The sequence below is a fragment of the Dyadobacter sp. genome, assembly GCF_039919315.1.
In the GTDB taxonomy this organism is placed as follows: Bacteria; Bacteroidota; Bacteroidia; order Cytophagales; family Spirosomataceae; genus Dyadobacter.
Genome location: NZ_JBDSFX010000110.1, coordinates 39,385 through 58,695, shown reverse-complemented (window position 1 = coordinate 58,695; position 19,311 = coordinate 39,385). Strand labels below are relative to the sequence as shown.

Sequence of the window (19,311 nt, the reverse complement as noted above, 5' to 3'; positions counted from 1 at the left end):
GTAGCAGCGACCGCTTGATTACTTTTGACAGAAACATAATGAAGTATGGATCAGTCGGAAGAAATGTTCAAATTGATAAGGCAATGGCGAAAAAGCGGCCTGAGCCAAAGTGAATTCTGCAAGCCGCACGGCATCACGGTAGCTAAATTCGGCTATTGGGTCGGAAAGGAAAAGTTGGTTGAAAAAGCGGCAGGATTCGTTCGTATATCCGCCCAGCGCTCAGCCACCGACAATGCTTATGAAGTCATTTATCCAAATGGCGTGAAGGTAAATTATCAGGGCGGTGATCTGACGGTGCTCTCCCAGCTGATCCGGCTTTACTGATGTTTAGCCTGGGTTCATCCCACCAATATTATCTGTACCGAGGCGATTGCGATATGCGTAAAGGTTTTGATGGACTCTGTGGTCTGGTGGATTCTGAGTTAGGCAGAGTGGCCACCAGTGGCGAAGTTTTTATCTTTCTTAACCGAAGACGGACCCATCTTAAAATGCTGCATTGGGAGCCGGGAGGCTTTGTACTTTATCATAAAAGACTGGAAAGTGGCACCTTCCCCTCTCCTAAAAAGCACGCATCCGGAAGTATTTCTTGGAGCGAACTGGTGCTGATGATCGAAGGAATCCAGGTACTGAAAAGCAGTCGTAGAAAGCGTTTTATTTTACAGCAATAAGTGCTTTTGCTAGCTTGAAAGGCTGTTTTGTTGTACTTTTAAGTATGCAAACGGCCCCGTTGGAAACGCTGGATAAAGACCAACTGCTCGCTCTTTTAGAAGAACGGGATCAGCAGATATATGGTTTAACCCAGCAGAACGCATACCTGGAATCTCAGGTAGAGATGTACAAACGGATGCAGTTCGGTCAAAAGCGTGAACGCTTCGAAGGAGATCCGGCCCAGATTGCGCTTCCCTTTGAAGCTCCTAGCGAACAGGCTGCTGCACAAGAAGAAATTCTGCAGGAAAAAATCAGCTACATCCGTAAAAGGCCAAACCATAAGGGCCGTGCAGCACTGCCTTCTCATTTACCCGTCGAAGAGATCGAGATTTATCCTGCCGGTGATCTTTCTGAAATGGTATGTATCGGCAAGGAAGTTACTGAAGAGCTGGATTACGAACCCGCACGCTTTTTGATCAAAAGATATATACGCTATAAATATGCACCTAAAAATGGTGAAGGGGTCAGAATCGGTCAGCTTCCGGAACGGGTCATCGACAAGGGGATACCTTCTGCCGGACTGCTAGCCAGCATTTTAACCGATAAATATGCAGACCATCTCCCGCTTTACCGGCAAAAACAGCGCTTTGCTAGAGAAGACATCCAGATTGCATCTTCAACCCTTGAAGGCTGGACCAAAGAAGCCCTGATCAAACTCGAACCGCTCTATGAGCAACTGGTCTTTGATATGAAATCAAAGGGCTATTGGCAGGTGGATGAAAGTCCCATTAAAGTACTGGAAAGTGACAAGAAAGGCGCTTGTCATCAGGGATACTATTGGGTATACCATAGCCCGTTAGATGGAGTGGTTCTCTTTGATTACCAACCGACAAGAGGATCAGCAGGAGCGAAAACGATGTTAGAAAGCTTCAAAGGTTATCTGCAGACGGATGGATATGCGGTTTACGAAAAGCATGGAAAACGGAAGGATGTTATCCATCTGGCTTGTTGGGCGCATGCGCGAAGAGAATTTGAACGGGCCCTGGACAACGACAAAACCAGAGCGCAAAAAGCACTATCGATGATTCAACAACTATACGCTGTGGAGCGGAAGGCCAGCCAGTTGATGCTGAATGCTGCTGGCATCAAAGAGTTGCGGCTGACAGAATCTCTTCCGGTTATCAACGAGCTAGGCAAATGGATCTTTGAACAAATAAAAAGCACACTTCCAAAAAGCCAGATTGGAAAGGCGATGCAGTACAGTTATGGCCGCTGGGATGCACTCAGTGCCTACTTATACGACGGAAATTTGCTGATTGATAATAATCAAATTGAAAATTCCATACGCCCATTGGCCCTGGGCAGGAAAAATTACCTTTTTGCCGGATCACACGAAGCAGCACAGCGGGCTGCCATGATCTACTCCTTCTTTGCTATCTGCAAAAAACACAACGTCAATCCTTACAATTGGCTAAAAAACACTCTACTAAACATCTCCACAATCAATCATAAAAACATCACTGACCTGTATCCGCAACACTTTAACAAGGTTCACCAGTTAACAAATATGTAGTTGATAGGCCGGATACTTTGTACCGACCATTGGCGGTGCCGTTTCCAGCCAAAATCAGGCGCTTCTTTTGATAAGGCCTTCATCGTCGAACTCTTGGACAGGTGCGTGAAGGAAAATATTGACACGATTAAAACAGAAAACCTGTACACCTTCGATGGAAAGCCAGGGTTCTCTTTAGGACAGGGGCAATAATCAGGAGGAGCTGACAGAACTTAGGTGAAAAGAAAAGAACGCATTCGACAGAAACATTAACACAACAATGATGACTATTCAATTAATAAAGGGGGAGTTTCAGTCCAGTGACGCTTTCGGGTTGATTGCCCAAATGATCCAGGTGAAAATAAAGTACCATGAGCAGAAAATAAGCCTTGACATGAACGAAGAAGATATTAAAAGTCGAGAGAAGAAAATAAAAAAGCTTCAGGAAGATCTATCCGAATTGAAGAAATTCATAGGGACAACCGCAGGCAAAGTCGCGGTCATCTCTCACATCAACGTGGGATAATGCAAGTAGTCATTTACATAAACGAAATTAAATTCCGCTTCTATGGAACAGACCGAGATCACCTTTATTTCGGGGGTCTTCGAGACCGATGATGCACGTGATATATTGTTGGGCGTGATTAACGATAAGATCAACTCTCAGAATATTAAGAATTTCAGTCTGCAGGAAAGGTTTGGTAATATTGACCCAACCTGCGAATTGCAGATACAGGAACTGGAAAAGGCAAGAGGGGCGATACTAGGTTATTTAGTACTTGCCAAATCACTTGGCTGTAGACTGTCGTTACATTCACTAATTTCAATCCAGTTGGTGCCATAAAAACTACTAATAAGTAAGCGGGTAATAGTGGTATCGAATTTTACCGGGTAAAGTGTAAGTTCGAATTTCAAAAAAAAGTATAACGCCTATCTGCCAATTCAATACTTTTGGGCGTCGTTAAATCGTGCCCAGAATTGGACCACCTGTCCGGTTGCACGTCAAGATTACTTGGCACTGTAGGTAGACGCTAATGAGAACCATTTAGGACATGACATAATCTTATTGCACAAAATCTAAAGGCCATGGCGGTCATATTATGAGAGGCCTTCACGTAGTGAACTGATATGAACTTTGGCTAATATGTGATTCCAAACTCAAACGAGATTGCAATCCGATTTTATGCCTCTCAATACAGACAATATTCTTAATTTGGATGCCTAAAGCATTATAACTCTAACCAAACAAAGACGAGATAGCACGAACTCTTTCGTTATATTTGATCATTCCGTGTGAACATGACTAGTCAAATGTAATGCTTGCACAAGCTGCTAATACAAGATTCCCCCCGTAATAACGATATTAGTTGCCTCCTATTCAGGTAATGTTTTTGGATTCTGTTATTATTAAAAATTAATGAAGCCATTTAAGTTAGGGATAAGTCTAATTTTTATTCTAAGCCTCGTGTTTTCTGATTGTCGGGCACAGGGCACGTTTCATCACCTGACTACTAACGACGGACTGTCCCATAGTGCGGTGATGAATATTGTTCAGGATCACCGAGGTTTCCTGTGGCTCGCAACAGCTGATGGTCTGAACCGCTATGACGGGGATCGGTTTCGAAATTATCGGCGGTCGGCTAAGGATACCAACACCCTGAGTAACAACTATGTAAATTGTCTTACTGAGGATCGGCAGCGACAGCTTTGGGCGGGAACAAATAACGGGGGAGTAAATGTATTGAAAGAGGCTGGGGAAAAGGTCCTGCGCCTAACCCATTGCGAGGACGGCAGCGATATTTCATCAGCCACAATTACTGATCTCACCATAGATAATACGGGATTCATCTGGGCGGCTACCGCTGGAAATGGGCTTCTAAAATTTGATCCTATTTCATATAAGGTACGGCAAATTAATACTGCGAACTCCGCATTAACGTCGAACTTCATAAAACAAATCTGTTTCGACGCAGACGGCAAGCTGTGGGTAGCAGACAAAGATGGCTCTCTCCAGCGCCTAGGACCGGATGGTAAGAATCCGATTCGTCTTTTTTTGCCCAAAACTAGTTCCCTTATCTCAGCTGAAATTATGACCATCGAGTGCGATAGGCAGGGTAGGGTGTGGGTTGGCACAAAAGGCAGTGGCTTGTTTCGTTGCATGCGTGGAAAAACTATTTTCCAACCAGTATTTTTTAGAGCTGGTACCGTAGAAGGAGTCAACAACGCACGGAGTTTGTACGAAGACGAGGACGGACGTTTTTGGCTTGGCACTGACGATGGTGTTATTGTCTCGGAAGATCCAGATTTTCGGATGTTGCAACAGTTGCGGCATGACCCCGCCCGAATGAGTAGTCTCAGCACACACGCTACGGTTTGTGTAAGGGGCGATCGGCAGGGTAACATATGGGTAGGGACGTGGGAAGGGGGCTTGAACGTACTTTTCAAGCGCCCTGACCCATTCCGAGTAGTTACCTACCTCCCTGGCCAGCCCGGCGGTTTATTGGCTCAAGCGGTTTCTGCGGTTGCCGCCGACGATGGGGATGGGGTATGGGTAGGTGGTACCCAGGGGTTGACTTTTATCGACAAGTTTCGTTCGTCAAGCAAACATTTCCAACACCAGCCTGGAAACCCTCAGTCTTTACCTGGAAACGACGTCACGCAATTGTTTTTTCTATCTCCTAATGTCTTGCTGGTGAGCATCTGGAACCAGGGAACGGTGCTCATGGATCCCACAACGGGTCAGGTCCGAAAGCGACTGCAAGCATTAGGGTTGGGTAACTTTTGCGTAGTTAGTTCAGATACACTCCGGGATGTTCGGATATTTACCGAGCCTGGAGTAGTCTGGCTACTCGACAAAACTACCGGTGATCTCAGGCAAGGCCCTGCTTTGCCGAAAATTAATGGGAGATTAACCTCAGTCGCCGAGACTGCCGACGGCACTCTGTGGATCGGCACCCCGAACAAAGGGCTGGTAGAAATTCCACCGGGAACCGGAACTTTAAAATATCATCAACCAGATCGGAAACCGGGCGCATTACATAGTGAGTATATAACAGGATTGTTTACAGACCGTAATCAAAACCTATGGGTAGGCACTATGAGTGGATTGCATCGCTATGACCGCCAGAGTCGCCGCTTCACGCTTTTAGATACAGACAATGGGCTGACCAACGATGCCATAATGAGTATTGGACAGGATAAGGACGGCTATTTATGGATCGCTACGAATGATGGCTTGTGCCGTCTGAGCCTAGAGGGTAAGGTGCTGAATACATATCGTCGTGCCGATGGACTGGCTGGCAATGATTTTACCAATAAAGCCTTCACCCAAAATCCTGACAAAACCATATTCTGGGGCGGAAAACACGGGTTGACGGCTTATCGACAAAATGAGAATGAGGACTTTCATATACCTATTCCAGTCTACCTTACAGACCTTAAGCTATTCAACCGCACTGTTCACCCAGATGCACCGGGTTCGCCTCTCGCTCATGCGCTTATTGAGACCAACGCTCTTAAATTGCGTTATGAGGAATCGGTATTTACCTTTGACTTTTCCGCGGTGCTGTACCGCGTGCACCGAAATGTGCGTTATGCCTATAAACTAGACGGCTTCGAGAAAGACTGGAACTACGTAGGTGCTCAACACTCGGCAACGTACACCAACCAGAACCCTGGCACTTACCAATTCCGGGTGAAGGCATCGTTGACCGACGATTTTACGAATGCCCCCGAAACGGTACTTATTCTGACGATCTTACCTCCCTGGTACCGGACGGCCTGGGCTTATACAGCCTACGCGCTAATCGTTCTTCTACTGCTGGCTTTGCTTCGACACTTGATCCAGATACGGGAGAATTATAAGACCGAAATCCGGGCTGAGCACTTGGAAACTGAGAAGGCCCGTGAGCTAGACCGGATTCGGGCTGGTTTTTTTACCAATATTTCACACGAGTTTCGTACCCCACTTACATTGATTATCACGCCTCTGGAACAATTCATTTCCGACTCGACCTCCGGTCACTGGCGGCGCCAATTTCAGAGCATGCACCGCAATGCGAGCCGACTGCTCCGCCTAATCAACCAGCTTCTCGACCTCTCCAGACTCGAATCGGGATCGTTTTCTCCAAATGTGAGCCAGCAAGACGAAGTGGGGTTCGTGCATCAGGTGGTGCAGTCGTTTCTGCCACAGGCTGTCAAACAGGGAATCGAGCTACGCATCGATACCTTAGGCGATGGACAAGCGGTATGGTTTGATCAGGATATTGTTGAAAAGGTTTTGTATAATCTGCTCGCTAATGCCCTGAAATTCACAGCCTCTGGTGGCTCTGTCACAGTGCGGAGCCAATTAGTTGATTCTGGTGTGACAAGCTCCGACAGAACAACGCGGCTTTTGCTCGAAGTCGAAGATACAGGCATTGGCATTACTCCAGAAAACGCCCGGCATGTTTTTGAGCGGTTCTACCAGGTGGATGGAAAAAACGAAATTAAAAAAACCGGTACCGGGATAGGGCTGGCGCTCACCCGTGAGCTGGTCGAATTGCACCTGGGTTCCATCCGTGTAGAAAGTCAATTAGGAGTGGGTACGGCTTTCGTGGTTGAGCTACCTGTTCACATAGGGGCTTTTCCCGTGCCATGGCTTTCAAGGAGAACTGAGGGATCACCTCAAACTCTGCTTTCGCAAGATAGGGAAGCAGGCTCCTCTTTGCTTAACTTGTCAACCGTTAGCTCTGGCCGTGAGAGTTTGCCCCTGGTGCTGGTTGCAGAAGATGACGACGACCTTCGGCAGTATCTGGCGGAATGTCTTGGCGGCACTTACCGCGTGCATACAGCTCCCAACGGCAGGCAGGCTCTGGCCTACGCTCAGACCGAGATTCCTGATCTGATAGTAAGTGACTGGCTCATGCCGGACATGGATGGGGTACAGTTATGCCATGCGTTGAAAAGTGACGAGCGGACTAGCCACGTGCCGGTGCTGATGCTTACTTCGCGTTCTAGTAACGAGAGCAAAGTAGAAGGGCTCGACGCCGGTGCGGATGATTATGTCACCAAGCCCTTCAACCTCGAAGTGCTACGAAGCCGAGTACGCAATCTGATCCAGATTCGCCACAAGCTGCGGGAAAAATACAGCCGTGTGCTTACACTTCAGTCCGCACCCGTCACAACCGAAGCGGTTGAGGAAGTATTTTTGCATAAGGTGTTAGCCATCATCCACTCGCGTTTGTCTGATCCTGAACTCGACGTAAGCCTGCTCGAGGAGGCAATGTGCCTTAGTAATACACAGCTTTACCGTAAATTGAAAGCCCTTACCGGCAAAGGCGGGAACGAACTTATCCGCAATGTCCGTCTTCAGCGTGCGGCGCAGCTGCTCAAAGCTACCGACCGACAAATCGCCGAAATCGCATATGAAGTGGGTTTTAATGACCCTAATTATTTCAATCGGGTATTCAAAAAAGAGTTCGGTGTGTCACCGGGAGAATGGAGCAAAATGCAACACGAGGCCTAGTCACTTGCAGAATACTTACGATAGCGGTTAAATTCTACCACAGTTTTAAACATTTGGTGTAAAAGGTTTGTGGGCCTCGGTGGAGGCATTACCAATTATTCCTCGGTCCCAGACAGGTGGTTGGGCTAGTAGTTTTCGATGTCGATCACTGGCGGGAAATTGCCTCTCCACCAAAAACTCTCTTTTGTTGAACTCTTGGGAAATACTCCTAAATAATCACCAGCATTATCTTTCGCAGGAGACTTTTCTTTTAATCTAAAATCGCCGTCCTCAGGATTCTCAAAGATTGGATCGGCCAGAATGGCGTGGGTTCCGGTCATGGAGAAGACGCTGTCTTTAAGCCATGTGTGCAGGTAAATCGGATAATCAACTTTGTTAATGTCCTGGATAAGGTTACAGCTGATATCGATTTGCTGCAAACTGCCCCATCCATCAACAAGCTTACTGGTATGGCCGATTTCAAAAGGAAAATTGCGGGCGAAGATATTGTTCCGAATACGTAAATCCTTTAACCTAGTTGAATATAAATAACAACCTCCGCTCAGCCAATATTGAGGATCCCCTGAAAAGTTTTTACCCCAGCCGTTCCGGTAGAAAGTATTGTTATATACGTCTACTTCTTCCCGTAAATTATCCGCACCCCATCGTGAAAAGAAAATACCAGTACCCCGGTTGTTGTAAACCAGATTGTGATGAATTTTGAGATTTTTGGTATTTGGACCGTCTTCGGAGGATATTGCGATGCCCGATTCACAGTTGTGGACCACATTTCCATACATCTCGATGTGTTCAAGCTGCCCGAACCATGCGTCGATGTATAATCCCTGCCGCTTGCAGTCGTGCACATAATTATGATGTACGGTACCAAAGGCTGCGGTTTCCTTGACGTCTATACCTTCTTTTTGGCAGTTGTAAACATGGTTCCAAGCTACTTCGAAGTGGTGCGAACCGGCTACACTGATCGCCTCATGCGGAGCTTCAGACCCTTTATAGGGTGTCCAACTCATTTCCATATCACTGGCGTTGATCACCGTGTTGCCCAGAATACGGATGTACTCACAACGCTGCCATGAAGCAATCCCAGGCGAAAGACTGTTTTCGGACGTACAATTGAGCACGTCGATATACCGGCTTTCCTGCATGTTGATTCCCGAACGTCGTGAATTTCGAACGTGAATGTTGACCAGCCGTACATAAGCTGCGTTTTCGATCTGAATCAAACCGTTATTGCTTGGGTATTTTCCCTGATTCGGGATATTGATTTTCAGCCCATCCAGAATTACTTTGGCCCCTCCGTCTCCGCGAATCGTAACCCAACGTTCTGCGCTGCCTTTAGCAGTAACGGTTATTGGTGCCGCGAGTTCGTACAGACCGCCAAGCAAGATAACAGTCTTTCCTGGTTGCAGCAGATCGACTGCCTTCTGAATGGAACGCAAAGGCTTGTTCCTGGTTCCGGGGTTAGAGTCACTTCCCGAATGGGAAACAAACACCTCCTGCGGCAGAGCCGAGGCTTCGAGCCTGAAGGGACTCGATGTTGCTATTAAAATAAAGATAGTAATAAAGAGTGATATGTTCATACAAATGGTCTCAGTCAAAAATAAAACATGAATTGCGTTTCGTTGCCTGGTAATAGACACCGGTCTGCCTTACTAATTTTTTTGCAGGACGGTAGTGATTTCAAAAAAGGCAAGGTAAGACTGTGTTCACTGCGTTATATTCATGGCAAGTGCCGCTTTGCCAGTGCGTTGTTGCCATACTTGCAGCGGCCCGTCATTGACTCCCACAAGCCACCATATGGCTCCGTTGGGTCGACGAAGCAGCGCGATTGACTTGACGTCGCCGTCCATGTTCAATCCAGCATCCAACAGGGGTTGGAAGGGCATGGGACCGTTTGACTTGCCAACATTAGCTAGAAGCAGCCCTTTACCCGCATCGAGTTGGCCGCCAGTGGTCTCGGTACCATAGAAATTACCTCCCAACAAGATATCCAATCTATCGTCGCCCGTAAAGTCGCGGGCGATGAGACCGTTAATCGGGCCTATCTGCGCCGCCATCGGCAGGGGTTGAACGGCAAAGGTGAAGTTTCCCTTATTTTCAAAATAACAACTGGCCATTTGCCGCGCTTCCTTAACAAAGGCTTGATCGCGTTCTTCTTTCGTAAATATCTCCTCGAAGGTATGAACCGCGTAATCGTGGTAGGTGGGAATTCGCTTTTTGATACTGGGAATTTGTGACATCATCAGGTCACGCGGTGCAACGGGAACATGTTGCTGGCCAAGATAAAATGTCAGAATTGGATCAAGACGGCCGTTATTATCGTAGTCGCTGGCAAATACTTGCAATGGCTTTTCTGCCGAAGCGCGAAACTTGCTGTTAAGGCCAAAATTGCCTGCCACGTAGTCAGTATCACCATCGCCGTCGAAGTCACCCGCTACCAGCGAGCACCACCAGCCAGATTCCTGGGCCAGTTCGGGAGTTTTTTGCAGTTGAAGTCGTCCGCTTTGGTTTCGAAACAGTGTGGGCGCCATCCATTCACCTACCAGCAGCAGGTCGGGCTTGCGGTCGTTGTCGGCGTCAGTCCATAGCGCGGCTGTAACCAGTCCCACTTGCCGGAGTCCCGGAGCGATCTGGTCAGTTACGTCGCTAAACCTTCCACCGCCCTCGTTTCGCAGCAAGTAGCTGTCTGCGGGTTTGGGGTACTGTCCGGGCACAATGCGTCCGCCTCGAAACAGATCCAGGTCGCCATCAACATCGAAATCGGCCACGCTTACACTGCTGCCGCTTGATCGAATTGCAGGCAGTGCTCCGGCGGGTGCAGGCTGGAAATCGCCTTTACCGCCGTTAAAATACAGCCGATCCTGGTATTCAGCTGAAAGCCCCTCCTCCTTACTGCCGCCGCTGACTACGTAAAGATCAAGGTCCCCATCGCCATCAGCATCGAAAAATGCCGCGTTCATATCTTCATAGGCTTCACTACCACGTAGGGGTACGAGGCGGAAATCACCACCGCGTTCTTGGACGTATACCGAAGATAAATGATCAAAGTCAGTACCTACAAAAAAATCGTCCATCCCGTCGTCGTTGACATCACCCACGGCCAGGTAGGGGCCATTTTTAGAGTAAAGATGAGGTAACAAAGGCGTTCGGTTAAAATCCACTACAGGGTTTTCCTTGTGTAAAACAGAAAGGCCACTTTCGGCGTCGGACAGTCGGGTAAAAAGTTCTGGCTCAGCGGAGGAATTAGGTTGCCAGGGTCCATCAGGATGATAATCTATCGTCAAAATCCGGTTCGTTTTTCCTGGTCCGATATGCTGCCTGAGCCCATTGGGATACCGAATTACCAGTGAATCGTAGGCGTTGCTCGCTCCTAGTCCGAAGTGCAGTACATTTTCAACCGTGGAAACGAAGCCGCGTACAGGGGCAAGTTCGAGCATTTGTTGCTGGCCACCCGCGTAAAGCCAGACTTTCGTGCCTATTACCACGGGCAATCCTGCGGCGGGTTCGATGCTGAGTCGAAGCCAGCTCGGAGGATTTGTTCTCTGGTTCAATTGGTTTTCCAGTACATAACTTTCGCTGTCGATGTTATTGGTTACCAGATCCAGATCGCCATCGTTGTCGAGATCAACGTAGGCCGCACCGCTGGTAAAGCCCGTTTGATCTAGGCCCCAGGCTTTCGAAACGTCTTCAAAGGTGAGGGCGGTAGCAGGGTTAGAGCCGCGGTTTCTGTAGGTGTGTTTTGGGACGTTAATTTCTGCCAAAGCGTAAAGTTCCTTGCTCGCCTGACGAAACTGCGCCTGAGGGGATCCGAAAATACCATTCTCCTGACTATAAGCCATAAAGTCAAGGTTCGTGACATCACGCCGGTATCCATTTGTGATATACAGATCTTTCCAGCCATCGTTGTCCAGATCGGCTAGTAGCGGTGCCCAGCTCCAGTCGGTCTTTTCAATGCCCGCCAATTGCCCGATTTCTGAAAAAACCACCCCCCGCTGTGCCGAACTACAATTTAACTGCAAGGTGTTGCGCATGAATTGCGGCTGATAGCCCAGGTCAGCCTGCATTTGGAAGCGGTTGTAGTTAGAGCCAGGGAGCATCATCTTCTGCCGGTAATTATCAGCAGGGAGCATATCTACCACGATGATATCAGGCAGCGCGTCGTTGTTGATGTCAGCGATGTCTACACCCATTCCATTGTGTGCCTGGTGCTTTGTAAATGCATTCGCACGGTCGGTAAAAACGGGCTTCTTCGCATCGCCTGCCTTGTTCATCCAGATAAGGTCATTGGACAGAAAATCGTTAGCGCAGTAAACGTCCGGCCAGCCGTTGTCATCCAGGTCGCTCAGGCATATGCCCAGGCCATAACCTTCGGTCAGTATGCCCGCTTGCGCGGCGATGTTGCTGAATCGCATTCGGTCATTTTGGTACAGGCGATCGTTGCTGGGGGCTTCACCTTTCGTGAATTTGGGGCGAAGGGCATTTCGATTAGTCGATTCGAGTGCGTTGGTAAGCAGGTAGCAGTCCAGATCTCCGTCACGGTCGTAGTCAAGAAAAACCGCCTGGGTACTATACCCCGGATCGTTTAGGCCGTATACCACCGCTTGCTCTGTAAATGTCGGAATAGAATCTACCGTGGGTCCATTATTAATAAAGAGTTTGTTTTCCCTCCGGGTGGCTAGACCCGCCACACAGACGTAGATGTCGGGCCAGCCATCTTGGTTCACGTCGGCGACGCTGACACCCGTACACCAGTCACGAGTCGTTGTACCGGCCTTTTGAGTTATATCTTGAAAATGAATGGGTCTACCGGATTTCGTATCATTCAAATACAGGCGACTCGATACCTGATTTCCCGCAAAATAAAGGTCGGGCCTCCCGTCGCGGTTGAAATCGCCCACGCCCACTCCAGCTCCATTATAAATGTACTCAAAGGTAATAGCATTAATTGAGTCACTCTCGGTCAGGCGGTTCTCGAAGGTAATACCTGTTTGCGACGAGGGGAGTAGTTTAAAAAGTTTCTCGTGCATGGTGCACCCCGCCATGACACTCCACAACAGCAGCAAAACCAAATTGATTTTAAGAAAACGACAATTTTTCATGTGATTAGCGGTGGACATGATATCTCTGTTGGTGCAGCAATGAAGTACGGGATGGAGCTACGTTCCTCTTCTGGTGATCACCCATGATTAGTGCTACCCGCCTGCCAATGTCAGCAGAAAGACAGCCAATTACCGCTACACTACCAGCGAGTAAGCGCGTATTGTCATTCTCGACTAAGCTGATTACTCCCACTTGCTGGCCAAGTTCCCAACCTAAGCTTTGACAATGGAGAGCAAGGGCGACCAGATGGTGGCTGTGGGCAACAAAGTATGCATGGCCAGCCTGCACATCGGTCGCTACGAGTTCGTCGATAAGTTGAAAGTCGAATGCATGAGTTGTGCAAAAACGGCGAAAAGCCCGAATCGAGTCGGTGTCAAAGCAGTCTTGTCCCGAGAATACCAAATTCAGGCGATGATACTTGCGGAGGATATCTAGTTGGGTGACTAGCGCCTCATAAACAGCTTCTTCACCTCCGTAGTGAAGTCGGTGACCATGCTGCAAAGATTCGGCCCAATCGTTACCGATCAGGATTAGGTTGCTGCTTGGTATTTTCCTCAGGCACTGTATGGTTGCTTGATCCTGCCCGACCAGGTGTGGCATCATAATAAAATAATGGTAATCACCTACGTGTTTTTCCAGTAATGGGTATAATAACTGACGCTGATAATTGTAGCTGCATACATCTAAAATGATCTCCTGATTCATGCTGGATAAAATGGCATCATGCAGCTCCTTAACGCCGTCGGTTAGCTGCCCAGCTACAATCAGAACACGCAAGGCGTGGCGTTTGGGTGATCCAGCCACGAAGAACCCCTTTCGTGTGATGGAGGTAACAAATCCGCGCTGGTGCAAAGTAGCATAAGCCAGCTTGACAGAATCTTTGCAAAGACCCCATTCTGCGCATGCTTCGTTGAGCGAAGGAAGCTGGTCTCCGACTACCAGATACCCACGCTCGATATCCTGTACTATTGCATTAAATAATTTAAGGTATTTGGGTAATTGCCCTTGGCTGTCAAAATCAAGGTTAGTTTTCATAGTTAGCCGGTCTAAGATTCAGTGTTCTTAGCCGGGGAGAATAAGCCAGATTGTCAGCCATAGCAGTATAAATAGCAGCATCTGGGTTACTGCTTCCAGGTACCGCAGTCGTTGACGTTCTTTGCTGTTCATGCCGCATTGGTTTTCCCCGACATAACGAAACAAAGGTCGGGGGATGTTGTTGTTTTCAACTGGAGTAATTCGTCAAAAATTAGCATTAAATAAACAAAAAATGGGTTTTGAATACCAAAAGGCCCAAATAGGGCCTTTTGGTATTCAAAGAATGGCTGTAAGGGGATTAGTAGCCGGGATTCTGAACAAGCTCAGGATTCAGGTCGATCTCACGCTGCGGAATAGGCCTCAGCAAGTGCTTGGGTGCCCAGTTTTCGTTGGCTTTGGCAACGCCAAAGTCGATGTCGGTTTTGATGTTGATTTTGCCTGCCCGGTGCCAGCGCACAAGGTCGTCATACCGGTGGCACTCAAGGACAAATTCAACCCGACGCTCGTGCCGGAGCGCTTTGAACAGTTCCGTTTCGTTACCTACAGGAACATTAGGCAGAATTTTGGCGGTGGGATCAGCTCGGCGCCGAACCTGATTAATCAGGGCAGCGGCTCCCGTCAGGTCTTTGGCAGTTCCCAGGATTTTGCACTCGGCCAGCATCAGCAGTGCATCGGCATAGCGCAGCACACGGTCGTTGTTCACGCTCAGGTTAGGCCGAAAGTCGGATTGGTCGCCGAGCACATATTTGGCGGGCGATGAGCCGGTGGCCGACCAGAGTTTGCTGTAGATCCATTGGGGCAGATTGTTTTTGGATCCGTCAACGTTGGCGGCCGTCATGTAGGGGTCGCCATCGATGAAAATAGACGCGGCCCGGCGCGGGTCACCCTTTTCAAATTCGCGCTGAATAGTGCTAGTCATCTGAATCCGGCCGTAGCCAAATTGGTTGGAACCGGGTGCACAGTCCTGATTAGGACCGCAGGCCGTTCCGAAATAGATAAGTCGTCCGTTGCCTGCCGAGGCCACGCCCCCGCCCGAGCCGAAGTTGAAATCAGGTGCTAACCAGGGGTTACCGCCCCCTAAGCCCATTTGTACCTCAAATATCGATTCGGCATTGTTTTCGGTAGCGGTGCTAAAATTGTCCTGGTAGTTGCTTACCAAACTATATTTTCCTGCCAGCCCCTCAAACTCAGCGGCTGCCTGAGCATATAGTTCAGGTTTGTTTTCCCACTGCGCCCGGTAGAGGAGCGCTTTGCCCAGCAGGGCTGATGCGGCTCCGCTGGTGGCCCGTCCCAGGTTGGCATCGTCGCGTTTGGGAGGGAGGTTGGTTTTGGCAATTTTCAGATCCGACAGAACGGCGTCCCAGAGTTCGCCCGGTTTGGAGTTAGGCGCGCGGGTTTCCTCCAGCGTACGCGGGGTTTTCTCGATCAGTGGGGCTGTGCCAAACTGAGTGACCAGAACGAAGTTGTAATAAGCCCGCAGAAACCGCGCTTCGCCTTCAAAGGACTTTTTGAGCGAGTCGTTCAGTGAAGTGGCGTCCGGTAGTTTCTCAAGAATTACGTTCGACCGCTGAACACCTTTGTAGCTAGTTTCCCACAATATGCTCCAAGGCCCCCCGTTAGGAAGCCAGTTGAAGATATCAACATTATCGACTCCATTGTTGGGTGCGGTCGCATCATCGTCGGGCATGAGGTTGCTCCGAAACCAGCCGCCCGCATCGTCCTGGTCGTAGGTATAGTTGAGCAGGGCCGAGTAAGCCACTAGCACGGCACCCTTGAAGTCGTTTTCGGTCTGGTAAAAGGTTTGCTCATCGAGCGTACCCAGCGGCGAGAGGTCAAGCTTCTGCTCACAGCGGGTAAATAGTCCCCCTATCAGTAGCAGGGTGAGCGTCAGGGATATAATTCCTTTTTTCATTGCAGTCAGTATTTTTTATTTATAATAAAATCAAAACGTCAGGTTAGCACCGATCTGTACGGTAATGGGCTGCGGGATGTTACCCTCGTCGGTACCGGCATACAGCTGAGAAGAAGACTGGTTGTAGGTAGCCACTTCGGGATCAAGACCCGTGTATTTCGTGATGCGGAACAGGTTGGTTGCGGCCACATAGAAACGGGCACCCTGAAAAATTTTTATTTTATCGAGGACTTGCCGGGGCAGCGTGTAGCCGAGCTGGATGTTTTTGAATCGTAGGAAGCTGGCATCTTCCACCCAGCGGTTCGAGAAACGGCCGTTCTGGTTCAGGTCGTTGGCCGTGGCTCGGGGCATCTCGTTGCTGGTGCCCTCGCCCCGCCACCGGTTTTGGGTGCTGGCCAGCTCATTGCGAGCCACCCCCCCCAGCGATTCAGCTCCCCGACGAAACGAGTTATAGACGCTGACCCCGCTCACGCCCTGGAACAAAATGTTCAGGTCGAAACCTTTCCAGTTGGCGTTGATACCAAAGCCATAGAAAAAATCAGGAATGGTTTTGCCCAGATAGGTCCGGTCTTCGGTGTTTATCTGGCCATCAGGTTGCCCGCTGAACTGCTGCCCGTCTGTTCCAGGCCCGTTGTTGTCCTGAAAAATTACATCGCCTGGCACCGGTTTGTTTTCTCCGTTCGATTTATCAAGTACGGCTGCATCTGCCTGCTCCTGATTCTGGTAGATACCCAGCGTTTTGTAGCCGTAGAAATAGCCAATTGGGTGGCCCACCGCCGTGCGGTAATCGCCACTGGCAAACTCCTCTACACCTGGTGCCAGGGACACCAGTCGGTTGCGAACGGTAGTAAGGTTCCCAAAGAATTCAATGGTGGCCTCTTTGCCCACGTTAGCCCGATAGCTTGTTTCCAGCTCGATGCCACGGTTATTCACCTGACCTAAGTTGACCGGAATGCTGCCAAATCCCGATGAATAGTTGACGGGTAGGTTATACAGGAAGTCTTTGGTATTACGGTTATAGTAGGTCGCCAGCAGGTTGAGCTTGCCAAATAGGGTGAGGTCAAAGCCCGCATCGATACTTTCGTTGGTTTCCCAGCGTAGCTTCCGGTTAGCCAGGGCTGGTATGCCGCTGCCTTTTAGGGCAGTTTGCCCCACACCCAGACTATACCAAGGTGCCTGATCTACCCGCGACACAAACGGGAAGTCGATGCCAACGCGATCATTTCCCAGTTGGCCCCAGCTTCCACGCAGTTTGAGGTCGGTGATGAAGGGGAGTTTATCTTTAAAGAAATCCTCATTGGAAATACGCCAGGCTGCCGAAATAGCCGGGAAGAGCTTGGCGCGGTTTTCGGGGGCAAAGTTGGAAGACATATCGTAGCGGGCTGTGGCCGTAACCAGATACTTATCCTTGTAATCGTAGCTGACTCTGCCGAAGTAAGCAAAATAAGCCCGCTGCGAGAGATAGGACGACGCATTGTTGTAGAGAAATCCTCCCTTTCCATCTGGGTTACCCTGTCCATTCTGAACGTTCTGGTAGAAATTGGGATTGGTGCTGCTGAAGTTCTGGCCCGAATAGGACAGCCCATTGCCCCGGATCTGCTGGTACTCCATGCCGGCAATGGCATTAATTGTATGGGCACCAAAGACCCCATCGTAGTTGAGGGTATTGGTGAACACCTGCTGAATACCTTCGCTCCTGGACTCACCATAGCTATTCTGGTTACGCTCGAGACCCAACTCCAGGGCCGTAAAACCCGGCTCCCAGCCGGTGTTGCGCGCGGTGTTGAAGTCAAGGGCCGCCACGGACCGGAATTTCAGTCCCCGAAACAATTCAATTTCCCCGTAGATATTGCCTAGTACCCGCAGATTGCGGTCATTGGCGTCAGTAATCTGGTTCATACCGGGTGTGTTGCCAATGGTCAGCCCGGCCACGCCGAGGTTACCGGTGTAGCCGTATCGGTTGTTAGGAACGGCATTATCAGTGTCTAAATAACTAAAGAAGGGAGGCATGGCGGCCGACGCGGCGTAGATGAATCCATTCCCGCCCGCGTTGCTGCCGCGTTTGGTCTGAGTATAGGCAAGGGTGAATGCCTGACCGATTTTTAGCCGTTTGCCCACCCGGTGATCGCTGTTGATACGAAACGAATAGCGATCCAAATCCCACTTTTTCACCATCGATTGCTGCTGAAACAAGCCGGCCGAGACAAAGTAGTTGGAGTTCTCATTGCCACCCGACATCGACAAGTTATAGTTAGTAATGGGCGCATTTTTCTGCACGACCGATTCGCGCCACATATCGCGGTTATCGCGGTCGAGGTATTTGCTGCCAGCCCGCAGATCGGGGGGCAATACCTGGTAGCCGCTGTCACCAGGCTTCAGCCCAGCCTGGGCGTTGGCATTGTCATAACTTTCCTGAGCCAGTGCCACATACTGGGCCGTGCTGTTCATTTCATAGAAAGTCGCAAAGTTCTGCACACCGGAATACACGTCGAAGTTAACGCGCGGCTTGCCGGCTTTGCCGCGCTTAGTCGTTATCAATACCACGCCGTTGGCCGCCCGAAGTCCATAAATTGACGACGATGAGGCATCTTTTAATACCGACATGCTCTCGATATCATTTGGATTGATCTGGTTGCCGGTGCCGTCGCCGATAGGGACGCCATCGACAACGAACAGTGGCTGGTTATTACCTACCGTGCTGATGCCCCGGATACGGATAGCAACCGGGCTACCGGGCGTACCGTCGACGTTAGTGATCTGAACGCCTGATACCCGACCCTGAATGGCCGACTCGGCGTTGGCTACGGGAAGCTTGGTGATGTCCTTCGATTGTACAGTAGCTATCGATTCTGTGAGTTTGCGAGTTGTTTTTTGACCATAGCCCACCACTACCACTTCGTTAAGAGATCGGCTGTCAGTCTGAAGAGATACATTAACTATATTGCTGCTAGTTAAGGATATTTCTATAGCTTGGTAGCCCACCGAAGAAACTACCAGGGTTTTAGCATTTGAGGAAACGCTGAGCTGGAAAGCCCCATCAGCATTCGTAGAAGTACCAACTGTAGCACCTTTCTGTATAATATTTACACCGGGAATTCCTTGCCCACTTGCAGCGTCAGTGATTTGACCAGACACCGGCCGGTTTTGGGCTTTGGCTGTTTCAGCATAATTCATTCCAAGCAACAGTATCAACAATGGAACGAATTGTTTCAGGTAGTAACTACACATAAGCAATGTTTTTTAGGTGAAATTTTTCATAAAAAAAGAAAAAATATCACCATTACCTGAGGGGGTCTGTATGGGTGAACTTTGGATATTTTCTTTTAAGCCTTTTCCTTGCACAGAATTATTAAGTACCTGTCAAATGCGTTTGTTATGAAAACAATTGTAAAAGATAAGTAAAAGATCTAAAGGAATAACGCCCTCAAAAAGGCAAAAGACTTTATAAAATTAATGGTGATTACAAATATGGAACGACTGGCCGTAGCCCCATTCTGAATAATATTTTCACCAGAGATTCTTTGTCCAATCGCATCGTGAGTAAATTTATCAGAACCGAAA

Annotated in this window: 12 protein-coding genes; 7 read left to right on the top strand and 5 right to left on the bottom strand. The window is 49.0% G+C overall.

From position 1 onward, the window contains the following. Positions 1–45: 45 nt before the first annotated feature. From ABIO93_RS32835 to ABIO93_RS32805, 7 genes are all read left to right on the top strand, one after another. Positions 46–324: an IS66 family insertion sequence element accessory protein TnpB gene (locus ABIO93_RS32835; protein WP_348074291.1), complete on the top strand. Its 279-nt coding sequence runs from the start codon at positions 46–48 to the stop codon at positions 322–324. Then, positions 324–668, top strand: a complete 345-nt coding sequence (gene tnpB, locus ABIO93_RS32830) for an IS66 family insertion sequence element accessory protein TnpB (RefSeq protein WP_348074290.1) — start codon at positions 324–326, stop codon at positions 666–668. Before ABIO93_RS32835 ends, tnpB begins: the two co-directional genes overlap by 1 nt. Before the next feature lie 44 nt (positions 669–712). After that, positions 713–2,221, top strand: a complete 1,509-nt coding sequence (locus ABIO93_RS32825; protein WP_348074289.1) for an IS66 family transposase — start codon at positions 713–715, stop codon at positions 2,219–2,221. After that, the gene (locus tag ABIO93_RS32820; protein ID WP_348074288.1) at positions 2,222–2,413 is read left to right on the top strand and encodes a hypothetical protein; all 192 of its coding nucleotides are present in this window, start codon (positions 2,222–2,224) and stop codon (positions 2,411–2,413) included. 67 nt (positions 2,414–2,480) lie between these two features. Then, positions 2,481–2,726, top strand: coding sequence for a hypothetical protein (locus ABIO93_RS32815; RefSeq protein ID WP_348074287.1), 246 nt, complete (start codon positions 2,481–2,483; stop codon positions 2,724–2,726). A 42-nt stretch (positions 2,727–2,768) separates the two neighbouring features. After that, complete coding sequence (locus ABIO93_RS32810; protein WP_348074286.1) at positions 2,769–3,044, top strand: hypothetical protein; 276 nt, start codon at positions 2,769–2,771, stop codon at positions 3,042–3,044. Positions 3,045–3,617: 573 nt separating this feature from the next. Then, positions 3,618–7,706 (top strand): two-component regulator propeller domain-containing protein, encoded by a 4,089-nt coding sequence (locus ABIO93_RS32805; protein ID WP_348074285.1) that lies wholly within the window; start codon positions 3,618–3,620, stop codon positions 7,704–7,706. A 125-nt stretch (positions 7,707–7,831) separates the two neighbouring features. Here the strand turns inward: ABIO93_RS32805 and ABIO93_RS32800 are convergent, their stop codons facing one another. From ABIO93_RS32800 to ABIO93_RS32780, 5 genes are all read right to left on the bottom strand, one after another. Continuing rightward, positions 7,832–9,283 carry a right-handed parallel beta-helix repeat-containing protein gene (locus tag ABIO93_RS32800; protein WP_348074284.1) on the bottom strand — a complete coding sequence of 484 codons (1,452 nt, stop codon included), beginning with the start codon at positions 9,281–9,283 and terminating at the stop codon, positions 7,832–7,834. Between the two features lie 126 nt (positions 9,284–9,409). Beyond that, positions 9,410–12,820, bottom strand: coding sequence for a VCBS repeat-containing protein (locus ABIO93_RS32795; protein WP_348074283.1), 3,411 nt, complete (start codon positions 12,818–12,820; stop codon positions 9,410–9,412). Next, a complete protein-coding gene (locus ABIO93_RS32790; protein ID WP_348074282.1) occupies positions 12,807–13,838 on the bottom strand; it encodes a winged helix-turn-helix domain-containing protein in 1,032 nt (343 codons plus the stop codon). Before ABIO93_RS32790 ends, ABIO93_RS32795 begins: the two co-directional genes overlap by 14 nt. A 298-nt stretch (positions 13,839–14,136) precedes the next feature. Next, complete coding sequence (locus ABIO93_RS32785) at positions 14,137–15,750, bottom strand: RagB/SusD family nutrient uptake outer membrane protein (protein ID WP_348074281.1); 1,614 nt, start codon at positions 15,748–15,750, stop codon at positions 14,137–14,139. Positions 15,751–15,780: 30 nt separating this feature from the next. Beyond that, positions 15,781–18,978, bottom strand: coding sequence for a TonB-dependent receptor (locus tag ABIO93_RS32780; protein ID WP_348074280.1), 3,198 nt, complete (start codon positions 18,976–18,978; stop codon positions 15,781–15,783). Positions 18,979–19,311: the final 333 nt, after the last annotated feature.

Bases quoted from the DNA above. Each gene is read 5' to 3' on its own strand.
- ABIO93_RS32835 (WP_348074291.1), top strand. From the start codon at position 46: ATGGATCAGTCGGAAGAAATGTTCAAATTGATAAGGCAATGGCGAAAA.
- tnpB (WP_348074290.1), top strand. From the start codon at position 324: ATGTTTAGCCTGGGTTCATCCCACCAATATTATCTGTACCGAGGCGAT.
- ABIO93_RS32825 (WP_348074289.1), top strand. From the start codon at position 713: ATGCAAACGGCCCCGTTGGAAACGCTGGATAAAGACCAACTGCTCGCT.
- ABIO93_RS32815 (WP_348074287.1), top strand. From the start codon at position 2,481: ATGATGACTATTCAATTAATAAAGGGGGAGTTTCAGTCCAGTGACGCT.
- ABIO93_RS32810 (WP_348074286.1), top strand. From the start codon at position 2,769: ATGGAACAGACCGAGATCACCTTTATTTCGGGGGTCTTCGAGACCGAT.
- ABIO93_RS32805 (WP_348074285.1), top strand. From the start codon at position 3,618: ATGAAGCCATTTAAGTTAGGGATAAGTCTAATTTTTATTCTAAGCCTC.
- ABIO93_RS32800 (WP_348074284.1), bottom strand. From the start codon at position 9,283: ATGAACATATCACTCTTTATTACTATCTTTATTTTAATAGCAACATCG.
- ABIO93_RS32795 (WP_348074283.1), bottom strand. From the start codon at position 12,820: ATGTCCACCGCTAATCACATGAAAAATTGTCGTTTTCTTAAAATCAAT.
- ABIO93_RS32790 (WP_348074282.1), bottom strand. From the start codon at position 13,838: ATGAAAACTAACCTTGATTTTGACAGCCAAGGGCAATTACCCAAATAC.
- ABIO93_RS32785 (WP_348074281.1), bottom strand. From the start codon at position 15,750: ATGAAAAAAGGAATTATATCCCTGACGCTCACCCTGCTACTGATAGGG.
- ABIO93_RS32780 (WP_348074280.1), bottom strand. From the start codon at position 18,978: ATGTGTAGTTACTACCTGAAACAATTCGTTCCATTGTTGATACTGTTG.